This window comes from Mesorhizobium sp. B3-2-1 (assembly GCF_006439515.1).
In the GTDB taxonomy this organism is placed as follows: Bacteria; Pseudomonadota; Alphaproteobacteria; order Rhizobiales; family Rhizobiaceae; genus Mesorhizobium.
Map to the genome: position 1 here is coordinate 40,428 of NZ_VFTI01000026.1, position 25,116 is coordinate 65,543.

Sequence of the window (25,116 nt, forward strand, 5' to 3'; positions counted from 1 at the left end):
ATCGCCGTGCTGTGAAAACCCACCATTTCGGCTTGGACCTCGGCTATTTTTCGTGTAATGCGGCCCGCAACCCGGCGGTTCGGGCAAAACCGGTCCGTGGCCGTTGCGTTACCGGCAGGACCATCTTTCAGCTTGATTAGCGGCATTCCGCCCGCTAACGAAGACAGACAAACAAAAGACGAGGATGCCCCAAATGAGTGACACCGCAGAGCGCGTCAAGAAGATCGTCATCGAACACCTTGGCGTCGATGCCGACAAAGTGACGGAGCAGGCGAGCTTCATCGATGATCTGGGCGCTGACAGCCTCGACACGGTTGAACTCGTCATGGCGTTCGAAGAAGAATTCGGCGTCGAGATCCCCGACGACGCAGCCGAGACCATTCTGACGGTCGGCGATGCGGTGAAGTACATCGACAAGGCTTCGGCCTGACGCTTTCCGCAGTCATCACTGGGGAGGACCTGCGATGAGGCGTGTCGTCGTAACGGGCCTTGGCCTGGTTTCGCCGTTCGGTATGGGCTTCGAGCACGGCTGGAAGGAACTGCTGACCGGCCGCAGCGCTGCCAAACGCGTCACCGAGTTCGAGGTGGACGATCTTGCCTGCAAGATCGCCCACGTCATTCCGCGTGGCGACGGCTCCAACGGCACGCTCAATCCCGAAGCCATTCTCGAGCCGAAGGAACTTCGCAAGATCGGCGACTTCATCCTGTATGGGATCGCGGCCGCCGATGAAGCGTTGAAGGATTCCGGCTGGAAGCCTTCAACCGAAGAGGAGCGTTGCGCCACCGGTGTGCTGATCGGCTCCGGCATCGGCGGCCTTGAGGGCATCGCCGAGAACGCGATCATCCTCAAGGAACGCGGCCCGCGCCGCATCAGCCCGTTCTTCATTCCCGGAAACATCATCAATCTCGTATCGGGCCAGGTTTCGATCCGGCACGGATTGAAAGGCCCCAACCACGCTGTCGTCACCGCTTGCTCGACCGGCGCGCACGCCATTGGCGACGCCGCCCGGCTGATCATCTTCGGCGATGCCGACATCATGCTGGCTGGCGGCGCCGAATCGCCGGTGACCCGGCTGTCGCTCGCCGGCTTCGCCGCCTGCCGGGCACTCTCGACCGAACGCAACGATGCCCCGCAAACCGCCTCGCGGCCCTACGACCGAGACCGCGACGGCTTCGTCATGGGCGAGGGCGCCGGTGTCGTCGTGCTGGAGGAACTCGAGCACGCCAAGGCGCGCGGCGCCAAGATCTATGCCGAGGTGATCGGCTACGGTCTGACCGGCGACGCTTATCACATCACCGCACCGGCCGAAGATGGCGACGGGGCGTTCCGTTGCATGACGGCGGCGCTGAACCGGGCAAAGCTTACGCCAGCCGACGTCGATTACATCAATGCGCACGGCACCTCGACCATGGCCGACACGATCGAACTCGGCGCCGTCGAGCGGCTGGTCGGCAATGCGGCGTCCAAGATTTCGATGTCGTCGACCAAGTCGTCGATCGGCCATCTGCTGGGAGCGGCGGGCGCGGCCGAAGCGATCTTTTCGATCCTCGCCATCCGCGACAATATTGCACCGGCGACCATCAACCTGGACAATCCCGAGCGCGAAACCGCGATCGACCTGGTGCCGAACAAGCCACGCGCCCGCCAGATCGACGTGGCCCTGTCCAATTCCTTCGGCTTCGGCGGCACCAACGCTTCGCTCGTCTTCCAGCGTTATAATGGCTGACCGAGCTGCCGGGCGATGCTTTGGCGTGTCGTCAATTTTGCCATATTCGCCCCTACTCTGCCGCAGGGGATTCGTTGAGAGATCAAACGGTAGGGCGAAATGAACACAAATCCGTCAGGCAACGGAGAATTCGGGCAAAGGCCGGCGAACACCGGGCCGATCGTGCCGAAGACAGCCAGCGAGGCGCTGCGGCCGGAGGCCGGAACGCCGCCGCCGAAACGGTCGCGCGCTTCGCGCAGCCAGATCGTCGTGTTCATGAACTTCGTCATCTCCTTGGTGGTGCTGATGGTTCTGGCGGCGGGCATGGCCCTCTATTTCGGCAAGCAGGAGTTTACCGAACCCGGCCCATCCGCCAATGGCGACACCTTCCTCGTCAAGCCCAACACCGGCGTCCAGGACATCGCCGACCAGCTTGAGCGCCGCGGACTGATCAGCGACGCGCGCGTATTCCGCCTCGGGGTGCGTGCCTTCGGCAACGATTCCGCGCTCAAGGCCGGCGAATACGAGATCAAGCCCAGGGCATCCATGCGCGACATCATGGAACTCCTGAAGAGCGGCAAGTCGGTGATGTACTCGCTGACGGTTCCGGAAGGGCTGACGGTCGAGCAGGCCTTGCAGCGCATCGCCGAAGAACCCGCCCTGAGCGGCGACATGCCGGCGAAGACGCCCCCCGAGGGCAGCCTTGCCACCGACACGCTGCGCTTCACGCGTGGTGCGACGCGTCAGCAGATGGTCGACAAGCTGCTCGCCGATCAGAAGAAACTGGTCGATGAGGTTTGGCAGCGGCGCGCGCCGGATCTGCCCCTGGCCAACGTCGAGGACTTTGTCACCCTGGCCTCTATCGTCGAGAAGGAAACCGGCAAGGGCGATGAACGCTCACGCGTGGCCGCCGTCTTCCTGAACCGGTTGGCCAAGGGCATGCGCCTGCAGTCCGATCCGACTATCATCTATGGTTTGTTTGGCGGCAAGGGCAAGCCGGCGGACCGCCCCATCTACCAGTCCGACATCCAAAAGCAGACGCCTTACAACACCTATGTCATCAGCGGCCTGCCGCCGACGCCTATCGCCAATCCGGGCCGCGCGGCCCTCGAGGCCGTGGCCAATCCGTCGAAGACCGACGATCTCTATTTCGTCGCCGACGGCACGGGCGGCCACGTCTTTGCCTCGACCCTCAACGAGCATAATGAAAACGTCGCCCGCTATCGCGCGCTGCAGAAGAAGCAGGCCGATGAAGCAGCCAAGGCAGCCGCTGCCGCCGGCACCAGCGGCAGTGCCGACAAGCCTGCAGCAGCAGCAGATAAGCCTGTCGACGGCAGCGATGGTACCGGTGGCGACAATGGCGATGCCGGCGGTGATGCCGGCGCGGCCCAGTAAGGTGAAGAAAGGCGTTGCCTGGAAGGCGACAGCCTGACATTTGAAAGAACGCCAGGCGTCCGATTTCGACGCATTCGCGGCGTGGTCATTTTAAGCCGCGCTTGCCCCTCCGGAAAACCGGTTTGGGGTGAGGCTTCAGGGATGTGCAGGCGACATGAATTTGCAGAGCATGACCGGTTTTGCGCGGGCCGTCGCCGAGCATGACGGCACCTCGATTGCCTGGGAGGTCAAATCCGTCAATGGCAAGAGCGTCGAGGTGCGGCTGCGGCTGCCGCAGGGGTTCGAGCGGTTGGAGCCTGTAGTCAGGCAAACGCTGCAGAAGCGTTTCGCGCGCGGCAATTTCCAGGCGACGCTGACCATCGGCCGCGCCGCCGGCGCGCAGGCGCAACCCATCGTCAACGAGGCGTTTCTGAAAGATCTCGCCGGCCTGGCCAAGCGGCTGCAGGAACAGTTCGGCGTTGCGCCCGCGACGGCTGATGGATTGCTGTCGCTGCGTGGTGTGCTCGACGTTGCCGAAACCATCGAAACCGAAAAGGTGCGGGCCGTGCTCGACACCGCCATCATAGGCGCGCTCGACGCGGCGCTGAACGATCTGGAACAGGCCCGCCAGGGCGAGGGCGCCGCGCTGGCCCTGCTTTTGTCCGGCCATATCGACACCATCGAGACACTGACCCTGCGCGCGGAAGCCGACCCGTCACGCGATACGGCGGCGATCCGCGAACGCATCGCCGAGCAGGTCAGGCTGCTGATGGACGCATCCGCCAATCTGGATGCAAGCCGGCTGCACATGGAGGCGGCGTTCCTTGCCACCAAGGCCGATATTCGCGAAGAGATAGACCGGCTGAAGACGCATGTCGCGTCTGGCCGGACCTTGCTCGTGGGTGGCGGCGCCGTCGGCCGCAAACTCGATTTTCTGGCACAGGAATTTAACCGCGAATCAAATACGCTGTGCTCTAAGTCGAACGCCGCGGCGGTCACAGCGATCGGGCTGGAATTGAAGGCCGTGGTCGACCAGTTCCGTGAACAGGTCCAGAATCTGGAGTAGCCGATGGTTGCCAAGGAACCGATGGTTCCCAGGGATTTGGGGTCCCGCATCCGCCGCCGGGGGTTGATGCTCGTCCTGTCGTCACCATCGGGTGCCGGCAAGTCGACGATCGCGCGCAATCTTCTGGAGAGCGATTCAAGCCTCGAATTGTCGGTCTCGGTCACCACAAGGCCGCGCCGCGGCTCGGAAATCGAGGGCGTTCACTATCACTTCCGCACGATGCGCGAATTCGAGCGGTTGCGCGATTCCGACGCGCTGCTCGAATGGGCGGAGGTGCACGGCAATTGCTATGCGACACCGCGCGAGCCGGCCGAACTGGCGCTGGCCCAGGGGCGCGACATGCTGTTCGACATCGACTGGCAGGGCGCTCAGCAGCTCAAGGAGAAGATGCGTGCCGACATCGTCTCGATCTTCATCCTGCCTCCGTCCATGAAGGAATTGAAGGCGCGGCTGAAGCGCCGCGCCGAGGACCAGGAGACGGTGATCGAGACGCGGCTGAAGAACGCCCGCAATGAGATCGAGCACTGGAAGGAATATGATTTCGTCATCGTCAATGACGATCTCGACCGCGCCTTCGCAGAAGTGCGCGGTATCGTCGTGGCCGAGCGGCTGCGGCGCGACCGCCGGCCCGGTCTGTTCGATTTCGTGTCGGGATTGTTGGACGAAAAAACCGTCTGACTGGCGTCAGGGCGCCATGCCGTCGACCAGGATCAGACGTCGGTCGAGCGCGGCATCGCGCACCTCCAGCGCCGTCGCATATTCGGCGGATGCGTACCAGCGCCGTGCTTGCTCGATGTCAGGAAATTCGACGACGATCAGCAGCTCCGGATGCCACTCACCCTCCAGCGTCTGCACCTGACCGCCGCGCACCAGATAGCGCCCGCCATACCGGGCGATCGAGGCCGCGGCGCGGGAGCGGTATGTCTGCAACGCCTCTTCGTCGCGGACCGTGACATCGGAAATGACATAGGCGGGCATTCTTGGTTCTCCGGCATGTTCGCCAGACTACCTATGTCTTGATCGTGGCAATTCCAGACTTGCCGGCGCTAGACCGCATTCGTCAGCCGCACGAACTCCTCGACGCTGAGTGTTTCCGCCCTGCGCGTCGGGTCGATCCCCGCTCGTTCGAGCAAGGCCTCGCCGCCGAGGCTTTTCACGCTCTGCCGCAGCATCTTCCGGCGTTGGCCGAAGGCGGCTTCCGTGACCCGGCCGAGTTTCTTCACATCGGCGGGCAGCGGTGTCGTGCGCGGCTCCAGGTGCACCACCGAAGAGGTGACCTTGGGTGGTGGCGTGAAGGCCTGGGGCGGGACGTCGAAGGCGATTCTGGCCTGCGTGCGCCAACCGGCGAGCACACCCAGCCTGCCATAGGCATCGCTGTCGGGTGCCGCGACGATGCGCTGGGCGACTTCACGCTGGAACATCAGCGTCATCGAGGCGTAGAAGGGCGGCCAGTCCGGAACCGTCAGCCATCGGACCAGCAGTTCGGTGCCGATGTTGTAGGGCAGATTGGCTACGATCCGGACAGGACCGTGGTCGGCCCCCGAGGCGAGGGCGGCGAAGTCGGTCTTCAGCGCGTCGCCCGAAATCACCTCCAGCCGACCGGGGTAATGAGCCGAGACTTCGGCGAGCGCTGCCAGGCAGCGTTCGTCGCGCTCGATGGCGACGACCCGGCGGGCGCCGTTCGATAGCAGCGCCCTTGTCAGCCCTCCAGGCCCAGGCCCGACCTCGATCACCGTGGCATTTGTCAGGTCGCCGGCGCTGCGTGCGATCTTGCCGGTCAAATTGAGATCGAGCAGGAAGTTCTGGCCGAGCGCCTTCTTCGCCTGCAGCCCATGGCGCTCGATGACGTCGCGCAACGGCGGCAGCCCATCGATGCTCATGCGCGAAGACCGGAAGCGGAAGCACTCATGCGGCGACGGCCTTTGCGTCGATGTCGGCGAGGTTTCTGGCGAGCTTCAGCGCCGCGATCAGGCTGTCGGGTCGCGCCACGCCCTTGCCGGCGATGTCGAAGGCGGTGCCGTGGTCGGGCGAGGTGCGGATGAAGGGCAGGCCCAGCGTGACGTTGACCGCCTCGTCGAAGGCCAGCGCCTTGGCCGGGATCAATGCCTGGTCGTGATACATGCAAAGTGCCACGTCGTAGCCCGCCCGCGCCCGGGCATGGAACAAGGTGTCGGCGGGCAGGGGGCCGAAAGCATCGATGCCTTCAGCGCGCAGGATGTCGACCGCCGGGCGCACGATATGCTCGTCTTCCAGGCCCATGGAGCCGCCTTCGCCGGCATGCGGATTGAGGCCGGCAATGGCGAGCCGCGGCTTGGCGATGCCGAAGCGGTTGGCAAGGTCGGCCGCGGTGATGCGCGCGGTCGCGACGATCAATTCGGTGGTCAGGGCCTTCGGCACCTCGGCCAGAGCGATGTGGATGGTGACGGGAACCGTGCGCAAGTCGGGACCTGCCAGCATCATCACCGGCATCGCCTCGAGGCCGCTGTGCCGAGCAGCCAGATGCGCCAGATATTCGGTATGGCCGGGAAAACGGAAGCCGGCATCGTAGAGCGGTTTCTTGGCAATCGGGCAGGTCACCACGGCCGCGGCCTCGCCGGCAAGGCAGGCGGCGACCGCGCGGTCTATCGCCTCGATGGTGCCGGCTGCGTTGGCCGGGTCGGGTCGGCCGGGGCTGTCGATGAAGCGCGCCGTCAGGGGAACGATCGGCAAGGCACGGCCAAAGACCTCGATCGCCTGCACCGGCATCACCTCCTCGACAGGCAGTGAGACGCCCAGGTGGCGTGCGCGAGAGGCGACCACGGCCGGGTCGGCCAGCAGGTAGAAGGGGGGCAAGCCGACGGCGTTGCGCGCAAGGAAGGCGGCGATGGCGATCTCAGGGCCGATACCGGACGGATCGCCGACGCTCAACGCCAGCGCGGTCATCGCGCTGCCCACGTCAGCGCTTGACGATGCGGGCTTTCGCCTTCAGCTCGTCGACATATTTCTTGCTGAGATCGTCGGCGGCCTTGTCGTTGGAGCCTTCGCTCTGGAACACCATCTGGGCCGTCTTGTCGTCGGACACTTCGCGCGACGAGCAGATGCCGATGAATTCGACGCCGCGTTCGGTCTCGCGCGTGACGGTGGCGCCACCGACCTTGGTCGCTTTGATCTGCTCGGCCCAGTCCGGCGGCAGTTGCGGCGCCAGAACCCGACCGAGGTCGCGAACGGTGACGTCGATCAGGCCCTTGGCGAACTCGCGCGTCGTGTTGCAGCCGTTGAAGCGGGCACGCATGGCGTCGGCCTCACGCTTGCGTTTGGCCAATGTCGCGCTGCGTTCGGCCGCTGGCACGACGAAGATGACCTGCTGCAGCATGTATTCCATCGCGCTCGGCTTGGCTCCGCCCTTGTCAAGCATGCGCCGCACCGCGTCCTGTTCGGTCACGCTGCCACCTTCGCCGGACCGATAACGTGCGCTCAGGGCCTGGTTCCATGCCATCTGGGCACGGATGAATTCCTTGAAATGATCCTTGCCGACGCCGGATTTTTCCATGACGCCGTCGAGCTGAGCGAGTTGCATCTTGTTGTTGGTGGCAAAGCGCTGGTAGGCGGCCGCGACCTGTGCATCGCTGATACGGATGCCGAGCCGTCTGGCCTCGGCGACGCGCAGTGTCTGGTCGATCATTTCCTGGGCAGCGTCGCCCTTCTTGCGCTGTAGCTTCAGGAAGGCGGCACGATGGGCGATATCACCACTGGTGATTGCTATGTCGTTGACGACGTATTTGATCTCGCTGGCGAAAGCCGGCGGCGTCATCACGGTCATCGACACGGATGTCGCCGCCACAAGCAGCGCGAACCCTGCTGAAAAGAGGTATTTCCTCATCGTAGGCATCCCAATTCTATTCCGGCTCCGCCCAATTCCGTCCCTCTTCCGGATACGCGAACCCGTGCCAGCCCTATGCGGCGAAACGATGTCGCCGCTTATTGGATGGTGTCGAGTGCGTTGGTCGACGAGCCGAAGTCGCCGAGGGTGCGGAACGACAGGTTGAATCCGATGCTCTGCGTCACTTCCCTGGTGTTCAGGTCACGCGACTGCGCGTACGTCATCAGATAGGTGAAGCAGGAATCGTTGTAGGCGAAACCGACCCCGTCCTTGACCAGCAGGCCCTCCTGCAAATCGTAGGTTCCTGTCCCGAACACGCGCCAGTTCTCGGCAAGATGCGTCGATGCGCCGAGCGTGACCTCGTGACGGTCGGTCGTGAAACCATAGAGCGGTTGGGCCTGGATGAAGGCGTACTTGGCGCTCAACGACACCGGCAGGCCGGAATAGGCAGCTTTCAGCTCGGCGCGGCGGATCTCGAAGCTCTGTTCGTCGAAACGACCGCTGACCGAGGCGGCGAAGCCATTGGGGCTGGTTATGCCAAACAGGCCGACATAGTCGGACTTGGTGGTTTCAAGCCCTGAATTTGCGCCGACATTGACCAGATCGGGTGCCGCGAAGGAGTTTTCGCCGCCGATCTGATAGGACTGGCCGAAGATCGCATTGGTGCCCCAGCCATTGATGTAGGAGCCGGAATAGCGCAGCCCGACATTGGCACGCGAGCCGCCCTCGATGCGGTCATAACCGGAGAACTTGTCGCGTTCGAACAGCGTGGTCGCGTCGAAAACCATGCTTTGAGCATCTTCGTTCGGAATGGAGAGACCGCCGACATATTGTTCGTTCGGACGCAGGAACACCTGTGCCATCGGCTCGACAACGTGGCTCGACCCGCTGGCCAGGGAGAACAACAGCGGCCAGCTCATCTCGAGCCCGGCGGTCGCCATGTAACGGGCAAAGGACGAGCGCATGTCTTCGCTGGTATTTATCACAGGGTTGGCGGCCATCTCCTGAATGGCCGCCAGCGAAGCCGATGAAGCGCGGACGTAGTCAACATCGCCCTGGAGTGCCAGCAGCGGTGTCAGTACCAGCCCATCATCGGTAACGAATGTCCGCTTCCATTCGGCTTCGGTGGTGAGTCGGCCAGACTCGCCTTCTATGCCACGGACACGCTGTGCCAGCGTGGCAGGGTCGTATGGCTTGTTGAAAGCCTCGTCGAGATCTTCGCGACGGATGACGTGCGTATTGACGTTGAGCGACAACTGGCCGCCGGCGACCGATGTGTCGGGGATATAGGCATAGTCGAGCGAGGGCAGCACCCACGGCTGCTGGCCGCTTCGCGCTGCTGGATTGCTGTTGAGCGTGTTTTCCTGGACTTCGAAATGCATGGCGCGCACGTCGAAATAGTTACGGTCATTGAGACCGGTCAGGTAGACCGACGACTGGTGAACGTATTCGTTGTACTTGGCGATGTTGTAGGTGTGCGAGAAATCCTTGTCGGTCTGCAACAGCACGTCCCAGCCGAAATTCCAGCGTTCATTGATGGCGAACTGCCCCTGCGTGCCCATCATGCCGCGGAACTTGTTGGAATCGCCCACTGCGCCCGAATCGATATTGCGGCCGGCGCTGTCGATGAAGGCGTCGGGATTCTGCTGCTGGATGCCGGCGACCTTAAAAGTGTATTGGCCGTTGTTGAAGCGCTGGCGCCATTCGGCTTCGCCGAGGAAGCCCTGCTTGGTGTAGCCGCTTCCGGTCACCGTCAGATCATATGTCGGCGAAAGGGCGAAATAGTAGGGAACCTTGACGCTGTACCCCAGATGGCTGTTGTAGCCGATGCTGGGGATCAGGAAGCCGCTCTTGCGCTTCACCGTCGGGTCGGCGATCTCGAACGCCGGCAGGTAGGCCAGCGGAAAACCGAAGAACTCGAAATTCGCGTTCTCGAAACGAACCGTCTTCTTTTCGCCGTTCCAGATGATCTTCCTGGCTTTGACGCGCCATGTCGGTGCCTTGTCGGGCTTGTCCTCGCACGGTTCGCAGGCGGTGTAGACACCATTGTGGAAGGTGGTCAGCACGCCGCCCATGCGTTCGGCGCTTTCGGCAGCGAAATAGGCCTTGTCGACGGTTTCAACGCGTAGCGCGTTGACGAAACCGTCGGCGAAATCGTCGGTGATGTCGATGTGCTGTGAATTGATCTTGGTGCCGTCGCTGTTGACGATCTCGACATTGCCACTGGCAACCATCCGCTTGGTGTTGCGGTTGTAGACGACCTTCTGGGCAACGAGCCGGTTGCCGCCATAGTCGATCTGCACGCCGCCGATGGCGGTCACGGTCTGGTTGTCGTTGTTGTATTCCAGCGTGTCGGCGGCCAGCAGCATCTGCGAGCCGGACGGAACCGTGGCCGCCATGTTGCCGACATCCTGCGCGAACGCCGGCAGCGGGACGCCGCAGGCAAGCAGGCACGCCAAGGCGCTCGCCGCATAGAGGCGCGCCAAACGGGCCTGCCTGTCGCTGGGCAAAAACGCCTCCCTCACTAGCCGTCTTCCTTGTATAGCAGGAAAGTCACCCCGAAGAACATAGCTACCACGACCGGCACCCAGGCGGCTATCGCAGTCGGCACGAACCCCGCCACGCCGAACGCCTTCACCAGCACCGAAACGACATAAAGCAGAAACCCGGCAACGACACCACCCAGAATCATCGTTGCCGACTGCCCCATTCGCGCAAATCGCATTGAAACTGTTGCCGCAATCAGCGTCATGGCGACGAGCAGGAACGGCAACGCCACCAGCGAATCAAACTGCATGGCAAAGGCATTTGCCTTGAGGCCGAAGGAACGGGCAACCTCGATTTTTCCGGGCAGCTCATAGAAGGGAATCGTCTCCGGGCGCGCCAGCCGCTCCTGCACGAATTCCGGCTTCAGATTGGTCGGCACACGATCGTTCGCGACGGTCTGGATGGTGCCGTTCCTGAAGGTCTTCACATCCTGCAATTCCCAATAGCCGTCGCGCAGGTAAGCACGCGCCGCATCCTTGCGCTCGACGATATTGCCCTGCTGGTCGAGGATGAAAAAGACCGCGTCGGCCATCTCCAGACCCTGGCCGAGGATGGCGCGCGCGCCGATGATCGTGTCGCCGGAACTGGTTTTCTGGCGAATCCATGGAGCGGCATCGGCCGAAACCGTGTTGGATTTGCCGGAGCGCAGCTCGGTCTCGATCTGTTCGGACAAGGAGAAGGCGTGCGCGGCGAGCGGGTTGATGATCCCGACCGACACGGCGCCAAACAGCAGTGCGCCGATGCAGCATGGCAAAAGGAACTGCCAGGCGGAAACGCCCGCGGACCGTGCGATGACGAGTTCGTAACGTCGGTTGAGCGAAACCAGCGTCGCCATCGCCGAGAACAAGCCGACGAACGGCACCGTCTGCAGCATGATCATCGGCATTCGAAGGCCTGAAATGGCCATTGCCGTGCCATAGGTGAAGCCCGGCAGGCCGGTGGTGCGGCCCGACAGTTCGGTGAAATCGATCAGGAATACCAGCGCCAGAAGGCCGAGGAAGAACCAGATCGTGATCGCCACGTAGCGGAAGAAGAAGTAACGGCCCAGAGTCCAGCCCATCAGCCTGCTCCCTGGCCCGAGGTGTCACGCCTGGATAGACGCAGTTTGAGGGCATTCCAGCCGTCGCCGATGCGGCTGGCCAGGTTTGTCATCCAGTCCGCCCAGGCGACCGGCAATTCCATGGTCCGGTTCGACACGATGAACCAGATCGCCACCGCGGCGGCCACGATCGGTACGCCATAGACCATATAGGAATATTGCGGGACCTCGTCGGCCTTGCTGGCGGCGAAGAAGCCCAGCCAGCGCACGAACAGCGATATCGCGATGGCCGTGATCAGCGGATTGACGCGCGCCTCGCGATGCGAACGCGCGTCTCCCGCGACCGCGAGCGCGATCAGCGCGAAAACCATGGAGTACGTCCATTCCGTAAATCGCTGGTCGACCTCGGCCCGGTATTCCTGGGGATTTTGCTGATAGTTCTTGTCGTTGGGGCTTGGATTGAGAAGGTACTGCGTCGTCTGGTCCTTTGGAAGGAGCGTCACCTGGTTGGCCGCCGACATGAAAGCCGACATGTCGAAGGCATAGGACGTGAACCGGATGACACTGAGGTCGCCCGTCAGCGTTTTGCGATGGATGACGCCGTCATTCATCATCAGCACCTTTTCGCCGCCGCGCTCGATGATGCTGCCGGTCTTGGCATAATAGACAAGATTGACGCCTTCCTCGCGCGAATCGGCGACGAAGATGCCACCCAGCCGGTTGTCGGGAAGCCGCTCGCCAATCTGCAGGAACAGTCCGTCCTCGATCTTCCGGAACGTGCCTTCCTGGATGATCAGCGACAAAAGATCGGCGCGCGACTCCGCCACGAGCGCGCGGTTCTTCTGTCGTGCATAGGGGTCGATGCCGTTGTCCACGGCAAACGAAAAGACGCTGGCGGCCAGCGCCAGCAGCATGATCGGCCGCACGATGGTCCAGCGCGAGGCCCCCGATGCGTTGACCACCGCGAGTTCCGAATCCGAATTCATCACACTGAGCGTCTGGGCGACGGCCACCACGAGCGCGAAAGGCACGACGATCGGAACGATGGAGGGGAGAATAAGAGACGCGACCTCGAAGAAGGTCAAGGCTGACTGACCGCTGTCGGTGACCAGGTTGATCTTGGCCAGTACTTGCGTCGTCCACACGATGGCCAGCGTCCAGACCAGTGCTGCCAGGAAGACCACGAAAGCGCGGCGCATGATGTAGCGTTCAACGACCTTCATGAAGGCTTTACTCGATTTTCTCGAACGGCATCATGCCACCACGCCAAGGGTAGCTGTCCGGCGACGCCCGCACAACTGGCTCCGTTGGGCTGCATTGGCAGGCGAGCCGGTTCCCGTCCCACGTCGCGTGCCGCGGTAGGCCGGAGTGTCGGCGGCAATGGATAAGAAAGGACGAACATCGATGGTTAACAACAGGTTGCGGCTTGAAGCGGGCCGTGCCGCGACGAATCGCCATCGATTCCGTGTCTCATATGGGTAGCCATTTTGGCAAAGTCTTGCCAAATGCCGGAAAACGACCAAATGTCGCGGATCGCTTCAAACCGCTTCGCGCATCATCGCGCAATCCCCGAAAGCAGGACATGATGAACCCGAGACCGTCGATCGCCTTTGCAAAATTCGCCGCGCCCCAGTCGGCAGCGAACAGAAAGGGCACGGTCTTCGTGCTGTCGGCGGATGATGGCTTGAGCGATGCGGCCAGGGCTTACGATCCGGGCAAGACGCTGGATCGGGCTTTCCCGGTCGCCGAGTTTGCCGGCAAGTTCGCCAGCACTGTCGAAATCCTGGCGCCGGAAGCAACATCGCTCGACAGGTTGGTCGCGGTCGGCGTCGGCAGGGTGTCGGGGCTCGACGAGTATGCCTGGCTGAAGCTCGGCGGCACCATTGCGGCATCGCTGCGCAAGGCAACCGACGTCGCCGTGGTCCTCGACCTGGCCGGTGCCTCGCCCGATGGCAAGGACGCCGCGAACCTCGCTGCGGGCATTCTTTTGCGCGGCTATTCCTTCGACAAGTACAAGACCAGGAAGGATAAGGACGACGGCCAGGGGGGCGGTAAAGCCGACCCGAAAAAGCCGGTCAAGGTGACCGTCCATACCGCCGACCCGGCAGGCGCCAAGAAAGCCTTCGCCGATGCCGAGGCGGTGATCGACGGTGTGCTTCTGGCGCGCGATCTCGTCAATGAACCGGCAAACGTGCTGGGACCGGTCGAGTTCGCCGCCCGCGTCAAGGACCTCGAGGCGCTCGGCGTCAAGGTCGAGATCCTGACCGAGAAGGAAATGAAGAAGCTCGGCATGGGCTCGCTGCTCGGTGTCGCGCAAGGCTCGCCCCGGGGCGCCCGTATGGCGGTCATGCAATGGAACGGCGGCAAGCCCAAGGACAGCCCGATTGCCTTCGTCGGCAAGGGCGTCACGTTCGACACCGGCGGCAATTCGATCAAGCCGGCGTCGGGCATGGAGGACATGAAAGGGGACATGGGCGGCGCTGCCGCCGTGACCGGGTTGATGCATGCGCTCGCCGCGCGCAAGGCCAAGGCCAATGTTGTCGGCATCATCGGTCTTGTCGAAAACGCGGTCGATGGTCATGCCCAGCGCCCGGGCGACATCGTCACCTCGATGTCGGGACAGACCATCGAGGTGCTCAACACCGACGCGGAGGGACGCCTCGTTCTGGCCGACGCGCTGTGGTACTGCAACGACCGCTTCCAGCCGAAATTCATGGTCAACCTGGCGACGCTGACCGGTGCTATCATGGTTGCGCTCGGCCTGCATCATGCCGGCCTGTTCTCAAACAATGACGAACTGGCGCAAAGGCTGACCGCGGCCGGACAGTCAACGCAGGAACGGCTGTGGCGCATGCCGCTCGGCGCCGAATACGACAAGCTGATCGATTCCAAGAATGCCGACATGAAGAACATCGGTGGCCGCTATGGCGGCGCGATCATCGCCGCGCAGTTCCTGCAGCGCTTCGTCAAGGACACGCCCTGGGCGCATCTCGACATCGCCGGTACCGCGATGGGCTCGCCATTGAACGAGATCAACCAGTCATGGGCTTCGGGTTTCGGCGTGCGGCTGCTGGACCGGCTGGTGCGTGATCACTACGAGAGCTGACGTCGATCCATGGCCGATGTGCTGTTCTACCATCTAACCGAATCGACGCTGGAAGATGCGCTGCCAGGCCTGCTCGAGCGCAGCCTCGATCGCGGCTGGCGCGCCGTGGTGCAGACCGGCACCGAGGAGCGGCGCGACGCGCTGGATCAGCATCTGTGGACTTTCCGCGATGATTCCTTTCTGGCACACGCGACCGATCGCGAAGCTTATCCAACCGAACAACCAATCCTGTTGACCACCGGCGACGGCAATCCCAACGGAGCCAAGATCAGGTTCCTGGTGGACGGTGCGGCGGCACCCGACCTTGGCGGCTACGAGCGTGCGGTGTTCCTGTTCGATGGTCATGACGCGGCCCAGGTCGAGATGGCCCGGGCGCATTGGAAGACGATGAAGGAGGCGGGCCACGCCGTGACCTACTGGCAGCAGACCGCGGACCGCCGCTGGGAGCGCAAGGCGTGAGAGCTGCACCCAAGGTCGAGGTGCAGACCAGAGATGGCCCGACCGAGTCATCTCTGTAATGCCATTGACGCCTACTGCCCGCCCATTTCCTTCTTGCCGGGCTTATTGCCCGCCCATTTCCTTCTTGAATGTATCGAAATCGACCTGCATGCCGTTGAAGACAGTGCTCCAGTGGCGCGTAAGCGCCGCCATCGCCACGGCTTCCTGGATCTCCTCGTCGGTTGCGCCGGCGCGCTTGGCGTCCTGCGTGTCCGACCAGATGCAGTAGGTGCAAGGGATCTGTGCCGCCACGGCCAGGGAGATCAGCGACTTGACCTTGGGCGGCAGCGCCGTCTTGTCGCTGAGTTCGATGGCCTTGACCTCGGCCCAGGCACCGGGCAGACCGGCTTTGGGAAACTGTTTCACAAAGCTTGGTACGCCGCCCATGGTGGACTGTATGTCCTTGAGGGTTGCGTCATAGTCGTCGGCATGGGCCGCCGCGGTTCCGAGCGACAGCACGCAGGCCGCGGCGGCGAACAGGAACGCACGTTGGGATGAAGACTGCACGGATTTGACGATGCGATGATACGACATGGTTTTCTCCTCTGGTCTTTGTTAGCCTTACGATGTAAGGTGACGGCGAAAATGAACCTTACACTGTAAGTTGTCAAGCGGCGCAATGGATCAATCAATCAAGAAAAAGGGAGCGCGCGGACGTCTGTCGCGCGAAATGATCGAGGATGCGGCTTTCGAGGTGATCGAGAGGGAGGGACTTTCCGGCTTTTCGATGCGCAAGCTGGCGGCAGCACTCGGCTGCGAGGCGATGAGCATCTACCATCACTTCCCCTCGCAGGCGCATCTCTTTGAGGCGCTGGTCGACAGGCTGATTGGTCCGTTGAAGATGCCGAATCCGGATCTGCCATGGCGCCAGAGGATGCGCATGGCGGTATTGGATTATCGGCGTATCGGTCGCGAGCATCCGGCCTTCGCGAGCTATTTTCTCAGCTACCGCATGAATTCGCCCATTTGCCTTGGCTATATCAACAACATCGTGGGCTTGTTCAATGACGGCGGCTTCGATCAGGAAATGGCCGCAAGGCTGTTCCGTGCGGTCGGGTACTATCTGGCGGGGGCGGTGCTCGACGAGACCGCCGGTTACTCAAAGGGTCCGTCGGCGGTCACAACGGTCGGCAGTGAGCAGCTTGAGCGCGATTTCCCCAACATCGCCACCGCGGGGCGCTACTTCGGCACCGCTGAATTCGACAAAACCTTCGATCTTGGCCTGGAGATGCTCCTGGACGAGATGGAGCGGATCCGCACTGCTACCCTGGACAGGTCCGCGCAGGGCGGCAGCCATAGCGAGCAGAAGTAGAAATAGCCAAGGGTTTCGATGCGCTTTCTCTCTATCCTGCTTCTGATCGCCGGCGCCGCCATCGGCATTTTCTATCCGTGGGCGATGACCAATTTTTCCGGCAGGGCGGTCGGCACATACCGCGTTTATGAGGGCGGCCAATTCCGACCGGTGACGGTTCAACTTGCCCCGGGCGATGCGCCGGTGCGGGTGCTGGTGGACCTGACCGCGAGGGCCGAGCGCATCGTTTCGCAGCAGCGTACGGTGCTGACGCTGACCGCGGCCACCAACGGCCGCACGGTGCTTGCCTCGACGCTGCAGTTCAACCATGTGGACAATCCACGCCAGGCCAGCCCGCAACTGCCCGACAAGATCTTTCGCGACGAAGCCGGCCTGATTGCCACCGTCAGCCCAGGCGCTTACGTCTTCACCGTCGGCCCGGGCGATGCCGACGACATACCGATGCGGGCGGTCGACCTTGTCTTGCGCTCCGGCGTCGGCGAAATCGACGGCCGCGCGCGGCCGATAGGCTTCTCGCTGATGGCGGTCGGCTTGATCGGATTCCTGCTGTCCTTGCGTTCTGGTGGCGGGCGACCGGAAAATCCGAACTCGCAGCCGCCGCCGCCACGATGGGGCAGGGGTCCCACTTGAACTATCGCCACGCCTATCATGCCGGAAATTTTGCCGATGTCGTCAAGCATGTCGTGCTGACGCGCCTGCTCGACTATCTCAAACAGAAGGACAAGGCGTTTCGTGTCGTGGACACCCATGCCGGCATTGGCCGATACGACCTGTCGTCACTCGAAGCGCAAAAGACCGGTGAGTGGCAGGGCGGCATCGGCAGGCTGATCGATGCCTCGTTCGACGCGAAGGCGGCGGCGCTGCTGGCGCCCTATCTGGCGGCGGTGCGCTCGCTCAATCCCGAGGGCGGTGTCAAGAAGTATCCGGGGTCGCCGCTGCTCACGCGCAATCTCCTGCGCAAGCAGGACCGGTTGTCGGCGATCGAACTGCACCCGAAAGACGCCGCGAAGCTGAAGACGGAGTTCGCCGGCGATTTCCAGACAAGGGTGATGGAACTTGACGGCTGGCTTGCGCTCGGGGCGCACCTGCCGCCCAAGGAAAAGCGCGGCCTGGTGCTCATCGACCCACCCTTCGAGGAAGAGGGTGAGTTCGGCCGCCTCGTCGAGGGGTTGGCGAAAGCGCACAGGCGCTGGCCCAGCGGCATCTACGCGCTGTGGTATCCGATCAAGAACCGCAAGGCGATCATCGCCTTCAGGAAAGCGCTGAAGCAATCCGGCATCCCGAAAATCCTCGACATAGAATTCGAGATCAGGCCGGCCTCTTCGGAACCCAGCCTCGATGGCACCGGCATGGTGGTGGTCAATCCGCCCTTCATGCTGGAAGGCGAACTGCGAACCCTATTGCCGGCACTGCACAAATTGCTCGCCGTGGAAAAGCCGGCGCATTGGTCGATGGAATGGCTGGCCGGCGAGCGGGCCCCGCCGCAGGTCTAGCCGCCTTCGACCGCCTGCTCCGTACGACCGCACGATCCGCCCGCAGGGAACTTCGCCGTTGTCTGCGGGTTGCTGCTTACAGCAACTGCCCGGCGCCGGCTTCTGGAAACCATTGTTTCGGCAACCGCTTGACCGCCGCCGAGCGAATCCGCACAGTGCGCGCAATCGACCTTGAGAGGCTGCCATGACTCGCTTCGCCAAATCCGCACTTGCTGCCCTGATTTCGCTCTGCACGCCCCTTGCCGCGCCTCTCGGTATCGCCCAGGCGGTCCATGCGGCCGACCTCGCCGTCTATTCCGAGAACGATGGCAGCGTCTGTGGCGAGACATGGGTGCTGAGCAAGATCACGCATCGGTTCTCCTACCAGGTGCATCACGTGCCGCATCTGCCCGATGTCGCCATCACCGATTTTCGCGACATTCGCCAGCACCGCTATGAGCAGGCGAGCGAGGAATGGCCGATCGGCCGTCACTATTGCCGGGCAACCGTCAGCCTGTCGGATGGCCGGGACCGGTCGATCTTCTATCTGATCGAGGAAGGCCAGGGTTTTGCCTCGATCGGCGACAATGTCGAGTTCTGCGTCTCGGGCTTCGATCGCTGGATGGTCTACAACGGCCGTTGCCGCGTCCTGCGCTGAACGCGTCTTTCCCGACCTTTTTTCGCGCCTGCTGCCCGAAGCGGTTGCAGGCGCTTTGGCGCCGGCGTTGCCTGGTGTTCGTCCAATTGCAGGGCTATTTTCCGCGCCGCGTTGCCTCTGCCTGATCGATGATCTTGCGAAGAAAGGCAATGTGGCCGCGAAAGGCCCGGCGCCCGGCCGTCGTGGCTCTGACCCGTGTCTGCGGCCGACGCCCGACAAAAAGCTTTTCAATGTCGACATAGCCAGCTCTGGCTAGCGTATCGAGATGTCCCCCGAGATTGCCGTCGGTGGCTTCGATCATGGCCTTCAACTGGGTGAACTCCAAGGCCTTGCGCCTTTCCAGCGTGTTCAGGACGGCCATGATCCTGAGCCGCGTACTCTGGTGGATAATGTCGTTGGCGCTCATCAATAGGCTCCAATGCGGCAAGCTCGCTGTCGCCGTGTGACTCGGCAATCTCTGCCACCTTGGCGTCACTGCCTTTATATGGCCGAAATCCAAGGCACGATCACTGACAGACAGAATACTCTGCTCTACAGAGTATTCTGTCAATCAGAAAGCTGGTGCTCGAGACATGCTTGACAAGGTGATCTTCAGATCGGGCGTCGCATCGCGCTCGTGATCCGCACGGACCGCTCGCTTGCAAAAGATGATCGTCTCGATGAGGCGGCGAGTCATGATATTCACGGCCGAATATCATGCGTGAAGTTGCCCGCTAACCTTGGGAGCTTGATAGCGAGTTCGCATCGGGAATGCCGGTGTCAAATTGCTGGCGACGTCGGAAGATCAATAGTGGATTTTTCCGATGATGAGTGTGATTGTGTGTCGATCGCAACCAAAATTTAAGTTGAGAAAATCATATCATTGCTTCGCTGGCTAGCGAGACGCGAGTCAGATATGCATTGCGCGCCGGGGTCATTCACGGCCATCGGCATAACGTGAAGGGGCATGACATGGCTAAGCAGTCATCTAAAGCGCCGGCATCCAAGACACCGGCAAAGAAAGCACCCGCAAAAGCAGTCGCGGCGAAGGCCGCAACGGCAGTGAAGAAAGCAGCGCCTGCCGCCAAGCCGAAGGCAGCCGCGGCCAAGGCACCGGCGAAGAAACCCGCGGTAGCGGCAAAGGCCGTCGCGAAGCCGGCAGCGAAGAAGGCAGCGCCCGCGAAGGCCGCGGCGAAGGCCGCAGCGAAAGCGGCACCGGCCAAGAAGCCGGCAGCCAAGGCGGCCGCCAAACCCGCGGCGAAGCCGGCAGCGAAGAAGGCAGCGCCCGCGAAAGCCGCGGTTAAGCCGGCAGCGAAAGCGGCACCGGCCAAGAAGCCGGCGGCCAAGCCAGCTATGAAAGCAGCCGCGGCCGCGACCAAGCCGGCGGTGAAGAAAGCCGCGGCGCCGAAGGCAAAGGCAGCGCCTGCGAAGGCGAAAGCGAAAGCTCCGGCCAAGAAGTAGACGGATCGTTGGAGCGTCACCTGTCCTTCGGGATCCGGCAAGGACGCTCAGACGCTCTGGATCGGAGCATGTTCGGCAGCGGGTTCAGCCCTCTGGGCTGAACGTCGGAAAGGGGCCGAGGGGCAAGCAAAGCGAGGCGCCGGTTGGCTGCCTCGCTCGCCCGCTCTTTCGCTCCTCGCCGTGGTTGGCGAAGATCTCGGCCCGATGCCTGGCGCCTGCGAAGTATGGGCGCCTGTGAAGTGTGAATGCAGGTTCGAATCCCCGCAGTTCGCTGTCGAGGCCTGCTGATACTTTTCCAGCATACCGGCTTCAGGCTGTGATGATGCCAGGATGGAAAACCGCGGCCGGTTTCTGGTCGTTGGTATTTTGCACTCTGGCGATTGATCGCAAGAGTGTGTCCGGTCAACACTGGACGGTCGCAAACAGGAAACCGATCATGCCGAAGCTGCTCTACGCGTCCGCCTCGCCCTACAGCTCCAAGGTAAGGATGGCCGCGGCCTATGCCGGGATCGCAATCGATGAGGTGCCGGTCAAGACCGAGGACAGGCCGGCCGAACTGATCGGCGCCAATCCGCTCGGCAAAATCCCGGTGCTGGTGCTCGACGATGGCCGTTCGATTCACGACAGCCGAGCCATCACCCAGCACCTCAACCGGATTTCGAAGAACGCGTTGTTTCCACGCAACCCCGACAAGCGTCTGGAAGCGGAAGTGCTGGAGGCGCTGGCTGACGGTATCTGCGATTGCGCGCTGTCGATGGTCTACGAGCGCCGCACCCGGCCCGAAGAGATGGTCTATCAGCCCTGGCTCGACCGCCAGTGGGCGAAGATCACGGCAGCACTCGATCTGCTCAACGCCAATCCGCCCAAGCTGCCGAAGAAGATCACGGCCGGTCAGTTGGCGTTGCGTGCCTGCCTCGGCTATCTCTCGCTGCGTTTTGCCGGTCAGTGGGAGAAAGGGCGTAGCCGGTTGACCCGCTGGGTGGCGCGCTTCGACGAAAAATTCCCGGAGTTGAAGTCCGTGGTTCCGGCCTGAGCGATCAAATCTGCTGTTCCGGCCTGAGCGACCGGATATAAAAAAGCCGGGCGCGAGGCCCGGCTTTTCGTGTCGTGGCTTGAACGTCTTAGAACTTCATGCCGAGGCCGAAGGTGACGCGGTTGTCCGTCGCCTTGACCTTGCCGATGCCATCGAAGCTCTTGCTGCCGAAGTCGGTGTAGCGATACTCGACGCGGCCGAACACATTGTCGGTCAGCTTGATGTCGGTGCCGACGCCGGCCGTCCAGCCGAGCATGGTGGCGGTGTCGCTGGCAGGAATGACGGAGTCTTCCACCTTCAGGCTTCTGCCGGCGAGACCGCCGGTGCCATAGAGCAGGATTTCCGGGGTCACGGCGTAACCGAGACGGGCGCGCAGCGAGCCTTCGAAGCCGCCCTTGGAGTTTATGCCGTTGTCGTCACCCTTCACGCCGTTGTAGCCGAGTTCGGCTTCACCGCCGTACACGAAGTTCTCCTGCTGCCACTGATAGCCGCCGAAGACACTGCCGACAAAACCCTTGGTATCGGTCGAAACGCCGAAATCCTTTTCCTTGGTCTTGCCGCTGAAGCCGTAGCCAACGTTGATACCGGCATAGGGGCCGGCCCACGAGGCGACCGGAAGTTCGGCAACCGGAGCGGGTGCCGGCGGCTCTTCCTGGACGACGTCCGCAGCATAAGCGGTACCGCCGAGGGCGAAGAGCCCGAGCGCGACAGCCAGCGGCCGTGCGAATTTGAGATTGGCTTGCATTGTTCTTTACTCCTTAAGCCACAGGACACAGGCTTGTTTCTCACGATCGCCATCGACCCGCCCGGGGGGTGAAACGGATCTGGCGTTCGTCGGTTCCGAATGTCGTGTCAAAATGCGGCTGAACCGAACCTGAACTTGGGTCATTACCCGGCACGAATGAGGCAGAACCTTGACGTTGCATCTTCGCAACAGCGAAATGTCAGCAGCAAGTTCATGCTGCGCTGCACGCGGCTTGGTGCAAGGACTCCAGCGACCTATATTGCGGTCCGGCGGTTCCGAGTCCAAGAGGGCTCGGCATGCCGAACCGGGCACTTCGCCACAATGTTGCCCCAGGTGCGAACGCCGTTTAACGCATGCCGGGCCATATTTCGTCGGCGTCGCGTTTTCGGGCCGAAATTGAGGATTGACAGCAGATGAGCAAAGCCACTGCCGTGGCGCTGGTGACCGGTGGGGCGAAACGGATCGGCAAGGCGATCGTCGAGGACCTCGCCAGCCATGGTTTTGCGGTCGCCATCCATTCCAATCGCTCGCACGATAAGGCGGATGCATTGGCCGCGGCGATCAACCGGTCGGGCGGCCGCGCCGCCGCGGTTGCGGCTGATCTGACCGATATGGACGTTGTCAGCGACCTCGTCGGTCAGGCGGAAGCCGCGTTGGGTCCAATCTCGCTGCTGGTCAACAATGCGTCGCTCTTCGTCGATGATTCCGTCGAGGATTTCGACTGGCATGCCTGGGACCGCCATTTTGCCATTCACGTGAAAACCCCGGCGCTTTTGGCGCAGAACTTCGCCCGTTCCTTGCCGGAAGGGCAGGAGGGGCTGATCGTCAACATCATCGACCAGCGTGTCTGGCGGCCGACACCGCGTTATTTTTCCTATGCGCTGTCGAAATCGGCACTCTGGACCCAGACGCAGATGTTGGCGCAGGCGCTCGGCCCCCGCATCCGCGTCAATGCGATCGGGCCAGGCCCGACGCTGAAGAACGCGCGCCAGGACGATTCGGATTTTGACGCGCAGGTCGCCGGCCTAATTCTGAGACGCGGCCCGGAATTGCCGGAATTTGGCGCCACCATCCGCTATCTCTGGCAGGCGCGCTCGGTCACCGGCCAGATGATCGCGCTCGATGGCGGCCAGCATCTTGCATGGCAGACGCCCGATGTGACAGGCATGGCGGAATGAGTCCTTTGGATCACAAGAACAAGGCGCGCGGCGGCGCTGATGATCTTCCTCCCGAAATCGACCTGGAGGACGAGGCGCTGGAGGAGATCGTCGAACCGGTTGGCCCGGATGTCGCGTTCACGGCAATCGACTGGACGCCGCATGCCGGGGACGCCGAAGGCATGGTCGGCGCCGAGGTGATCCAGACGCTGGTCAAGCGGCTGCCCAATGCGCCCGGCGTCTACCGGATGATGAACGCCGCTGGCGACGTGCTCTATGTCGGCAAGGCGCGCAGCCTGAAGAAGCGTGTCACCAACTATGCGCAAGGCAGATTCCACACCAACCGCATCGGCCGCATGGTGCGCGAGACGTCGACGATGGAGTTCGTCGTCACCCGCACCGAGATCGAGGCGCTGCTGCTCGAAGCAAATCTTATCAAGCGTTTGCGGCCGCGATTCAATGTGCTGATGCGGGACGACAAGTCGTTTCCGTATATCCTTTTGACCGGCGACCATGTCTCGCCCGGCATCTACAAGCACCGCGGGGCGCGCTCGCGTAAAGGCGACTATTTCGGCCCCTTTGCCTCGGCCGGCGCCGTCGGCCGCACCATCAATTCGCTGCAGCGCGCCTTCCTGCTCAGAAGCTGTACCAATTCCTTCTACGAGAACCGCACGCGGCCATGCCTGCTCTACCAGATCAAGCGCTGCGCCGGTCCGTGCACCGGCGAAATCTCGCATCAGAGTTATGCCGATCTGGTTGCCGAGGCGAAGGACTTTCTCTCGGGTCGCAGCCAGAAGGTGAAGACCGAGATTTCGGCTGCCATGCAGCAGGCTTCGCAAGACCTCGATTTCGAGCGCGCCGCCATCTATCGCGACCGGCTGGCCGCCTTGTCGCACGTACAGAGCCATCAGGGCATCAACCCGGCGACCGTCGACGAGGCCGATGTGTTCGCCATCCACCAGGAAGGCGGCCAGGTCTGCATCCAGGTGTTTTTCTTCCGCACCGGTCAGAACTGGGGCAACCGCGCCTATTTCCCGAAGGCCGACCCGGCACTGGAGGGATCGGAAGTACTGGGCTCGTTCCTGGCGCAGTTCTATGACGACAAGCCGACGCCGCGTGCCATTCTACTGTCGCAGACCGTCGAGGACCAGGAACTGCTGGCCGAGGCGCTCTCGACCCGCGCCGGCCGCAAGATGGCGATCTCGGTGCCGCAGCGCGGCGAGAAAAAGGACCTGACCGACAACGCCTTGCAGAATGCGCGTGAGGCGCTTGGCCGGCGGCTGGCCGAAACCTCGACGCAAGCGCGGTTGCTTGCCGGTTTCGCCGAGACCTTCGGCCTGGCCAAGCCGCCGGTGCGCATCGAGGTCTACGACAACTCCCACATCATGGGCACCAACGCCGTCGGCGCCATGGTCGTCGCGGGGCCGGAAGGCTTTGTGAAGAACCAGTACCGGAAATTCAACATCCGCTCGACCGAGATCACGCCGGGCGACGATTTCGGCATGATGCGCGAAGTGATGGAGCGGCGTTTTTCGCGATTGCTCAAGGAGCATGGCGATGTTGTCCTGGCCGACGACGCGGCAGCGGGCGAGGTGACGGCAGCCGAGGCGGGCGACGAAGAGGATCTCTCGGGCAGCTTCCCGGCCTGGCCCGACGTCATCCTGATCGACGGTGGCCAGGGCCAGATGACGGCGGTGCGCAAGATCCTGTCGGATCTCGGCATCGAAGACCGGGTCGTCGCCATCGGCATCGCCAAGGGGCAGGACCGCGATGCAGGCCGCGAACGCTTCTTCGTCAAGGGCAGGGACTCGTTTTCGCTGCCCGTTCGCGATCCAGTACTCTATTTCGTCCAGCGGCTGCGCGACGAGGTCCACCGCTTCGCCATCGGGTCGCATCGGGCCCGTCGCAAGAAGGAAATGGTCAAGAGCCCGCTCGACGAAATCGCCGGCATCGGCCCCGGCCGCAAGCGCGCGCTTCTCTTGCATTTCGGCACTGCCAAGGCGGTCAGCCGTGCCGCAATCGAGGATCTGAGGAAAGTCGACGGCATTTCCGAGCAGGTCGCGAAACTGGTCTACAATCACTTCCACGAGAGCTGAAAAAATCG

The 25,116-nt window shown here is 62.6% G+C and carries 26 protein-coding genes; 15 read left to right on the plus strand and 11 right to left on the minus strand.

From position 1 onward, the window contains the following. Nucleotides 1-193: 193 nt before the first annotated feature. Both FJW08_RS23825 and fabF read left to right on the plus strand, forming a co-directional pair. Nucleotides 194-430 carry an acyl carrier protein gene (locus FJW08_RS23825; protein WP_006203723.1) on the plus strand — a complete coding sequence of 79 codons (237 nt, stop codon included), beginning with the start codon at nt 194-196 and terminating at the stop codon, nt 428-430. A gap of 34 nt (nt 431-464) precedes the next feature. Continuing rightward, a complete protein-coding gene (gene fabF, locus FJW08_RS23830) occupies nt 465-1,727 on the plus strand; it encodes a beta-ketoacyl-ACP synthase II (RefSeq protein WP_140762056.1) in 1,263 nt (420 codons plus the stop codon). Here fabF and FJW08_RS33055 read toward each other — a convergent pair. Continuing rightward, nucleotides 1,715-1,984: a hypothetical protein gene (locus FJW08_RS33055; RefSeq protein WP_224612028.1), complete on the minus strand. Its 270-nt coding sequence runs from the start codon at nt 1,982-1,984 to the stop codon at nt 1,715-1,717. The genes fabF and FJW08_RS33055 overlap by 13 nt on opposite strands. Here FJW08_RS33055 and mltG point away from each other — a divergent pair. From mltG to gmk, 3 genes are all read left to right on the plus strand, one after another. Then, complete coding sequence (gene mltG / locus FJW08_RS23835; RefSeq protein WP_246682524.1) at nt 1,983-3,101, plus strand: endolytic transglycosylase MltG; 1,119 nt, start codon at nt 1,983-1,985, stop codon at nt 3,099-3,101. The genes FJW08_RS33055 and mltG overlap by 2 nt on opposite strands. A 154-nt stretch (nt 3,102-3,255) precedes the next feature. Further along, entirely contained in the window at nt 3,256-4,146 is an 891-nt protein-coding gene (locus tag FJW08_RS23840) for a YicC/YloC family endoribonuclease (RefSeq protein ID WP_140812539.1), read from the plus strand. A gap of 21 nt (nt 4,147-4,167) precedes the next feature. Next, entirely contained in the window at nt 4,168-4,824 is a 657-nt protein-coding gene (gene gmk / locus FJW08_RS23845; protein WP_140812584.1) for a guanylate kinase, read from the plus strand. Between the two features lie 6 nt (nt 4,825-4,830). On the opposite strand, the gene FJW08_RS23850 is transcribed toward gmk, so the two are convergent. The 7 genes from FJW08_RS23850 to lptF form a co-directional block, all read right to left on the minus strand. Beyond that, nucleotides 4,831-5,124, minus strand: coding sequence for a DUF1330 domain-containing protein (locus FJW08_RS23850; protein ID WP_140812540.1), 294 nt, complete (start codon nt 5,122-5,124; stop codon nt 4,831-4,833). 68 nt (nt 5,125-5,192) lie between these two features. Next, nucleotides 5,193-6,026: a 16S rRNA (adenine(1518)-N(6)/adenine(1519)-N(6))-dimethyltransferase RsmA gene (rsmA, locus tag FJW08_RS23855; RefSeq protein WP_140812541.1), complete on the minus strand. Its 834-nt coding sequence runs from the start codon at nt 6,024-6,026 to the stop codon at nt 5,193-5,195. Nucleotides 6,027-6,051: 25 nt separating this feature from the next. Continuing rightward, on the minus strand, nt 6,052-7,068 hold the full coding sequence (pdxA, locus tag FJW08_RS23860; RefSeq protein WP_181183027.1) for a 4-hydroxythreonine-4-phosphate dehydrogenase PdxA: 1,017 nt from the start codon (nt 7,066-7,068) through the stop codon (nt 6,052-6,054). 13 nt (nt 7,069-7,081) lie between these two features. Next, entirely contained in the window at nt 7,082-8,014 is a 933-nt protein-coding gene (locus FJW08_RS23865) for a peptidylprolyl isomerase (RefSeq protein ID WP_181183028.1), read from the minus strand. An 89-nt stretch (nt 8,015-8,103) separates the two neighbouring features. Next, nucleotides 8,104-10,530 (minus strand): LPS-assembly protein LptD, encoded by a 2,427-nt coding sequence (locus FJW08_RS23870; RefSeq protein ID WP_181183029.1) that lies wholly within the window; start codon nt 10,528-10,530, stop codon nt 8,104-8,106. Then, nucleotides 10,530-11,615 (minus strand): LPS export ABC transporter permease LptG, encoded by a 1,086-nt coding sequence (lptG, locus tag FJW08_RS23875; protein ID WP_181183034.1) that lies wholly within the window; start codon nt 11,613-11,615, stop codon nt 10,530-10,532. The genes FJW08_RS23870 and lptG overlap by 1 nt, the downstream gene beginning before the upstream one ends. After that, a complete protein-coding gene (gene lptF, locus FJW08_RS23880; RefSeq protein ID WP_140812546.1) occupies nt 11,612-12,814 on the minus strand; it encodes an LPS export ABC transporter permease LptF in 1,203 nt (400 codons plus the stop codon). The genes lptG and lptF overlap by 4 nt, the downstream gene beginning before the upstream one ends. A 362-nt stretch (nt 12,815-13,176) precedes the next feature. Between lptF and FJW08_RS23885 the strand changes: the two genes are divergently transcribed. Together FJW08_RS23885 and FJW08_RS23890 are read left to right on the plus strand one after the other, a co-directional pair. Next, nucleotides 13,177-14,697, plus strand: a complete 1,521-nt coding sequence (locus FJW08_RS23885) for a leucyl aminopeptidase (protein ID WP_140812547.1) — start codon at nt 13,177-13,179, stop codon at nt 14,695-14,697. 9 nt (nt 14,698-14,706) lie between these two features. Beyond that, the gene (locus tag FJW08_RS23890) at nt 14,707-15,156 is read left to right on the plus strand and encodes a DNA polymerase III subunit chi (RefSeq protein ID WP_140812548.1); all 450 of its coding nucleotides are present in this window, start codon (nt 14,707-14,709) and stop codon (nt 15,154-15,156) included. A gap of 102 nt (nt 15,157-15,258) precedes the next feature. Here the strand turns inward: FJW08_RS23890 and FJW08_RS23895 are convergent, their stop codons facing one another. Next, entirely contained in the window at nt 15,259-15,729 is a 471-nt protein-coding gene (locus tag FJW08_RS23895) for a carboxymuconolactone decarboxylase family protein (protein ID WP_140812549.1), read from the minus strand. A gap of 136 nt (nt 15,730-15,865) precedes the next feature. Between FJW08_RS23895 and FJW08_RS23900 the strand changes: the two genes are divergently transcribed. From FJW08_RS23900 to FJW08_RS23915, 4 genes are all read left to right on the plus strand, one after another. Next, nucleotides 15,866-16,507 carry a TetR/AcrR family transcriptional regulator gene (locus tag FJW08_RS23900; protein ID WP_246682526.1) on the plus strand — a complete coding sequence of 214 codons (642 nt, stop codon included), beginning with the start codon at nt 15,866-15,868 and terminating at the stop codon, nt 16,505-16,507. An 18-nt stretch (nt 16,508-16,525) separates the two neighbouring features. Further along, nucleotides 16,526-17,137, plus strand: coding sequence for a hypothetical protein (locus FJW08_RS23905; protein ID WP_140812550.1), 612 nt, complete (start codon nt 16,526-16,528; stop codon nt 17,135-17,137). Continuing rightward, nucleotides 17,134-18,000, plus strand: a complete 867-nt coding sequence (locus FJW08_RS23910) for a 23S rRNA (adenine(2030)-N(6))-methyltransferase RlmJ (RefSeq protein ID WP_140812551.1) — start codon at nt 17,134-17,136, stop codon at nt 17,998-18,000. Before FJW08_RS23905 ends, FJW08_RS23910 begins: the two co-directional genes overlap by 4 nt. 184 nt (nt 18,001-18,184) lie before the next feature. Next, nucleotides 18,185-18,637, plus strand: a complete 453-nt coding sequence (locus tag FJW08_RS23915) for a hypothetical protein (protein ID WP_140812552.1) — start codon at nt 18,185-18,187, stop codon at nt 18,635-18,637. A gap of 94 nt (nt 18,638-18,731) precedes the next feature. Here FJW08_RS23915 and FJW08_RS23920 read toward each other — a convergent pair whose 3' ends face one another. Further along, on the minus strand, nt 18,732-19,043 hold the full coding sequence (locus FJW08_RS23920) for a transcriptional regulator (protein ID WP_140812553.1): 312 nt from the start codon (nt 19,041-19,043) through the stop codon (nt 18,732-18,734). Nucleotides 19,044-19,678: 635 nt separating this feature from the next. Between FJW08_RS23920 and FJW08_RS23925 the strand changes: the two genes are divergently transcribed. Next, nucleotides 19,679-20,077 (plus strand): hypothetical protein, encoded by a 399-nt coding sequence (locus tag FJW08_RS23925; RefSeq protein WP_181183030.1) that lies wholly within the window; start codon nt 19,679-19,681, stop codon nt 20,075-20,077. 436 nt (nt 20,078-20,513) lie between these two features. Next, nucleotides 20,514-21,110 carry a glutathione S-transferase family protein gene (locus tag FJW08_RS23930; RefSeq protein ID WP_140812555.1) on the plus strand — a complete coding sequence of 199 codons (597 nt, stop codon included), beginning with the start codon at nt 20,514-20,516 and terminating at the stop codon, nt 21,108-21,110. A gap of 88 nt (nt 21,111-21,198) precedes the next feature. Here the strand turns inward: FJW08_RS23930 and FJW08_RS23935 are convergent, their stop codons facing one another. Continuing rightward, complete coding sequence (locus tag FJW08_RS23935; RefSeq protein ID WP_140762004.1) at nt 21,199-21,855, minus strand: outer membrane protein; 657 nt, start codon at nt 21,853-21,855, stop codon at nt 21,199-21,201. A gap of 413 nt (nt 21,856-22,268) precedes the next feature. Here FJW08_RS23935 and FJW08_RS23940 point away from each other — a divergent pair, with 413 nt between their 5' ends. Together FJW08_RS23940 and uvrC are read left to right on the plus strand one after the other, a co-directional pair. After that, nucleotides 22,269-23,033 (plus strand): SDR family oxidoreductase, encoded by a 765-nt coding sequence (locus FJW08_RS23940; RefSeq protein ID WP_140762001.1) that lies wholly within the window; start codon nt 22,269-22,271, stop codon nt 23,031-23,033. After that, nucleotides 23,030-25,108, plus strand: a complete 2,079-nt coding sequence (gene uvrC, locus FJW08_RS23945; RefSeq protein WP_140812556.1) for an excinuclease ABC subunit UvrC — start codon at nt 23,030-23,032, stop codon at nt 25,106-25,108. The genes FJW08_RS23940 and uvrC overlap by 4 nt, the downstream gene beginning before the upstream one ends. The last annotated feature ends 8 nt before the right edge of the window (nt 25,109-25,116 follow it).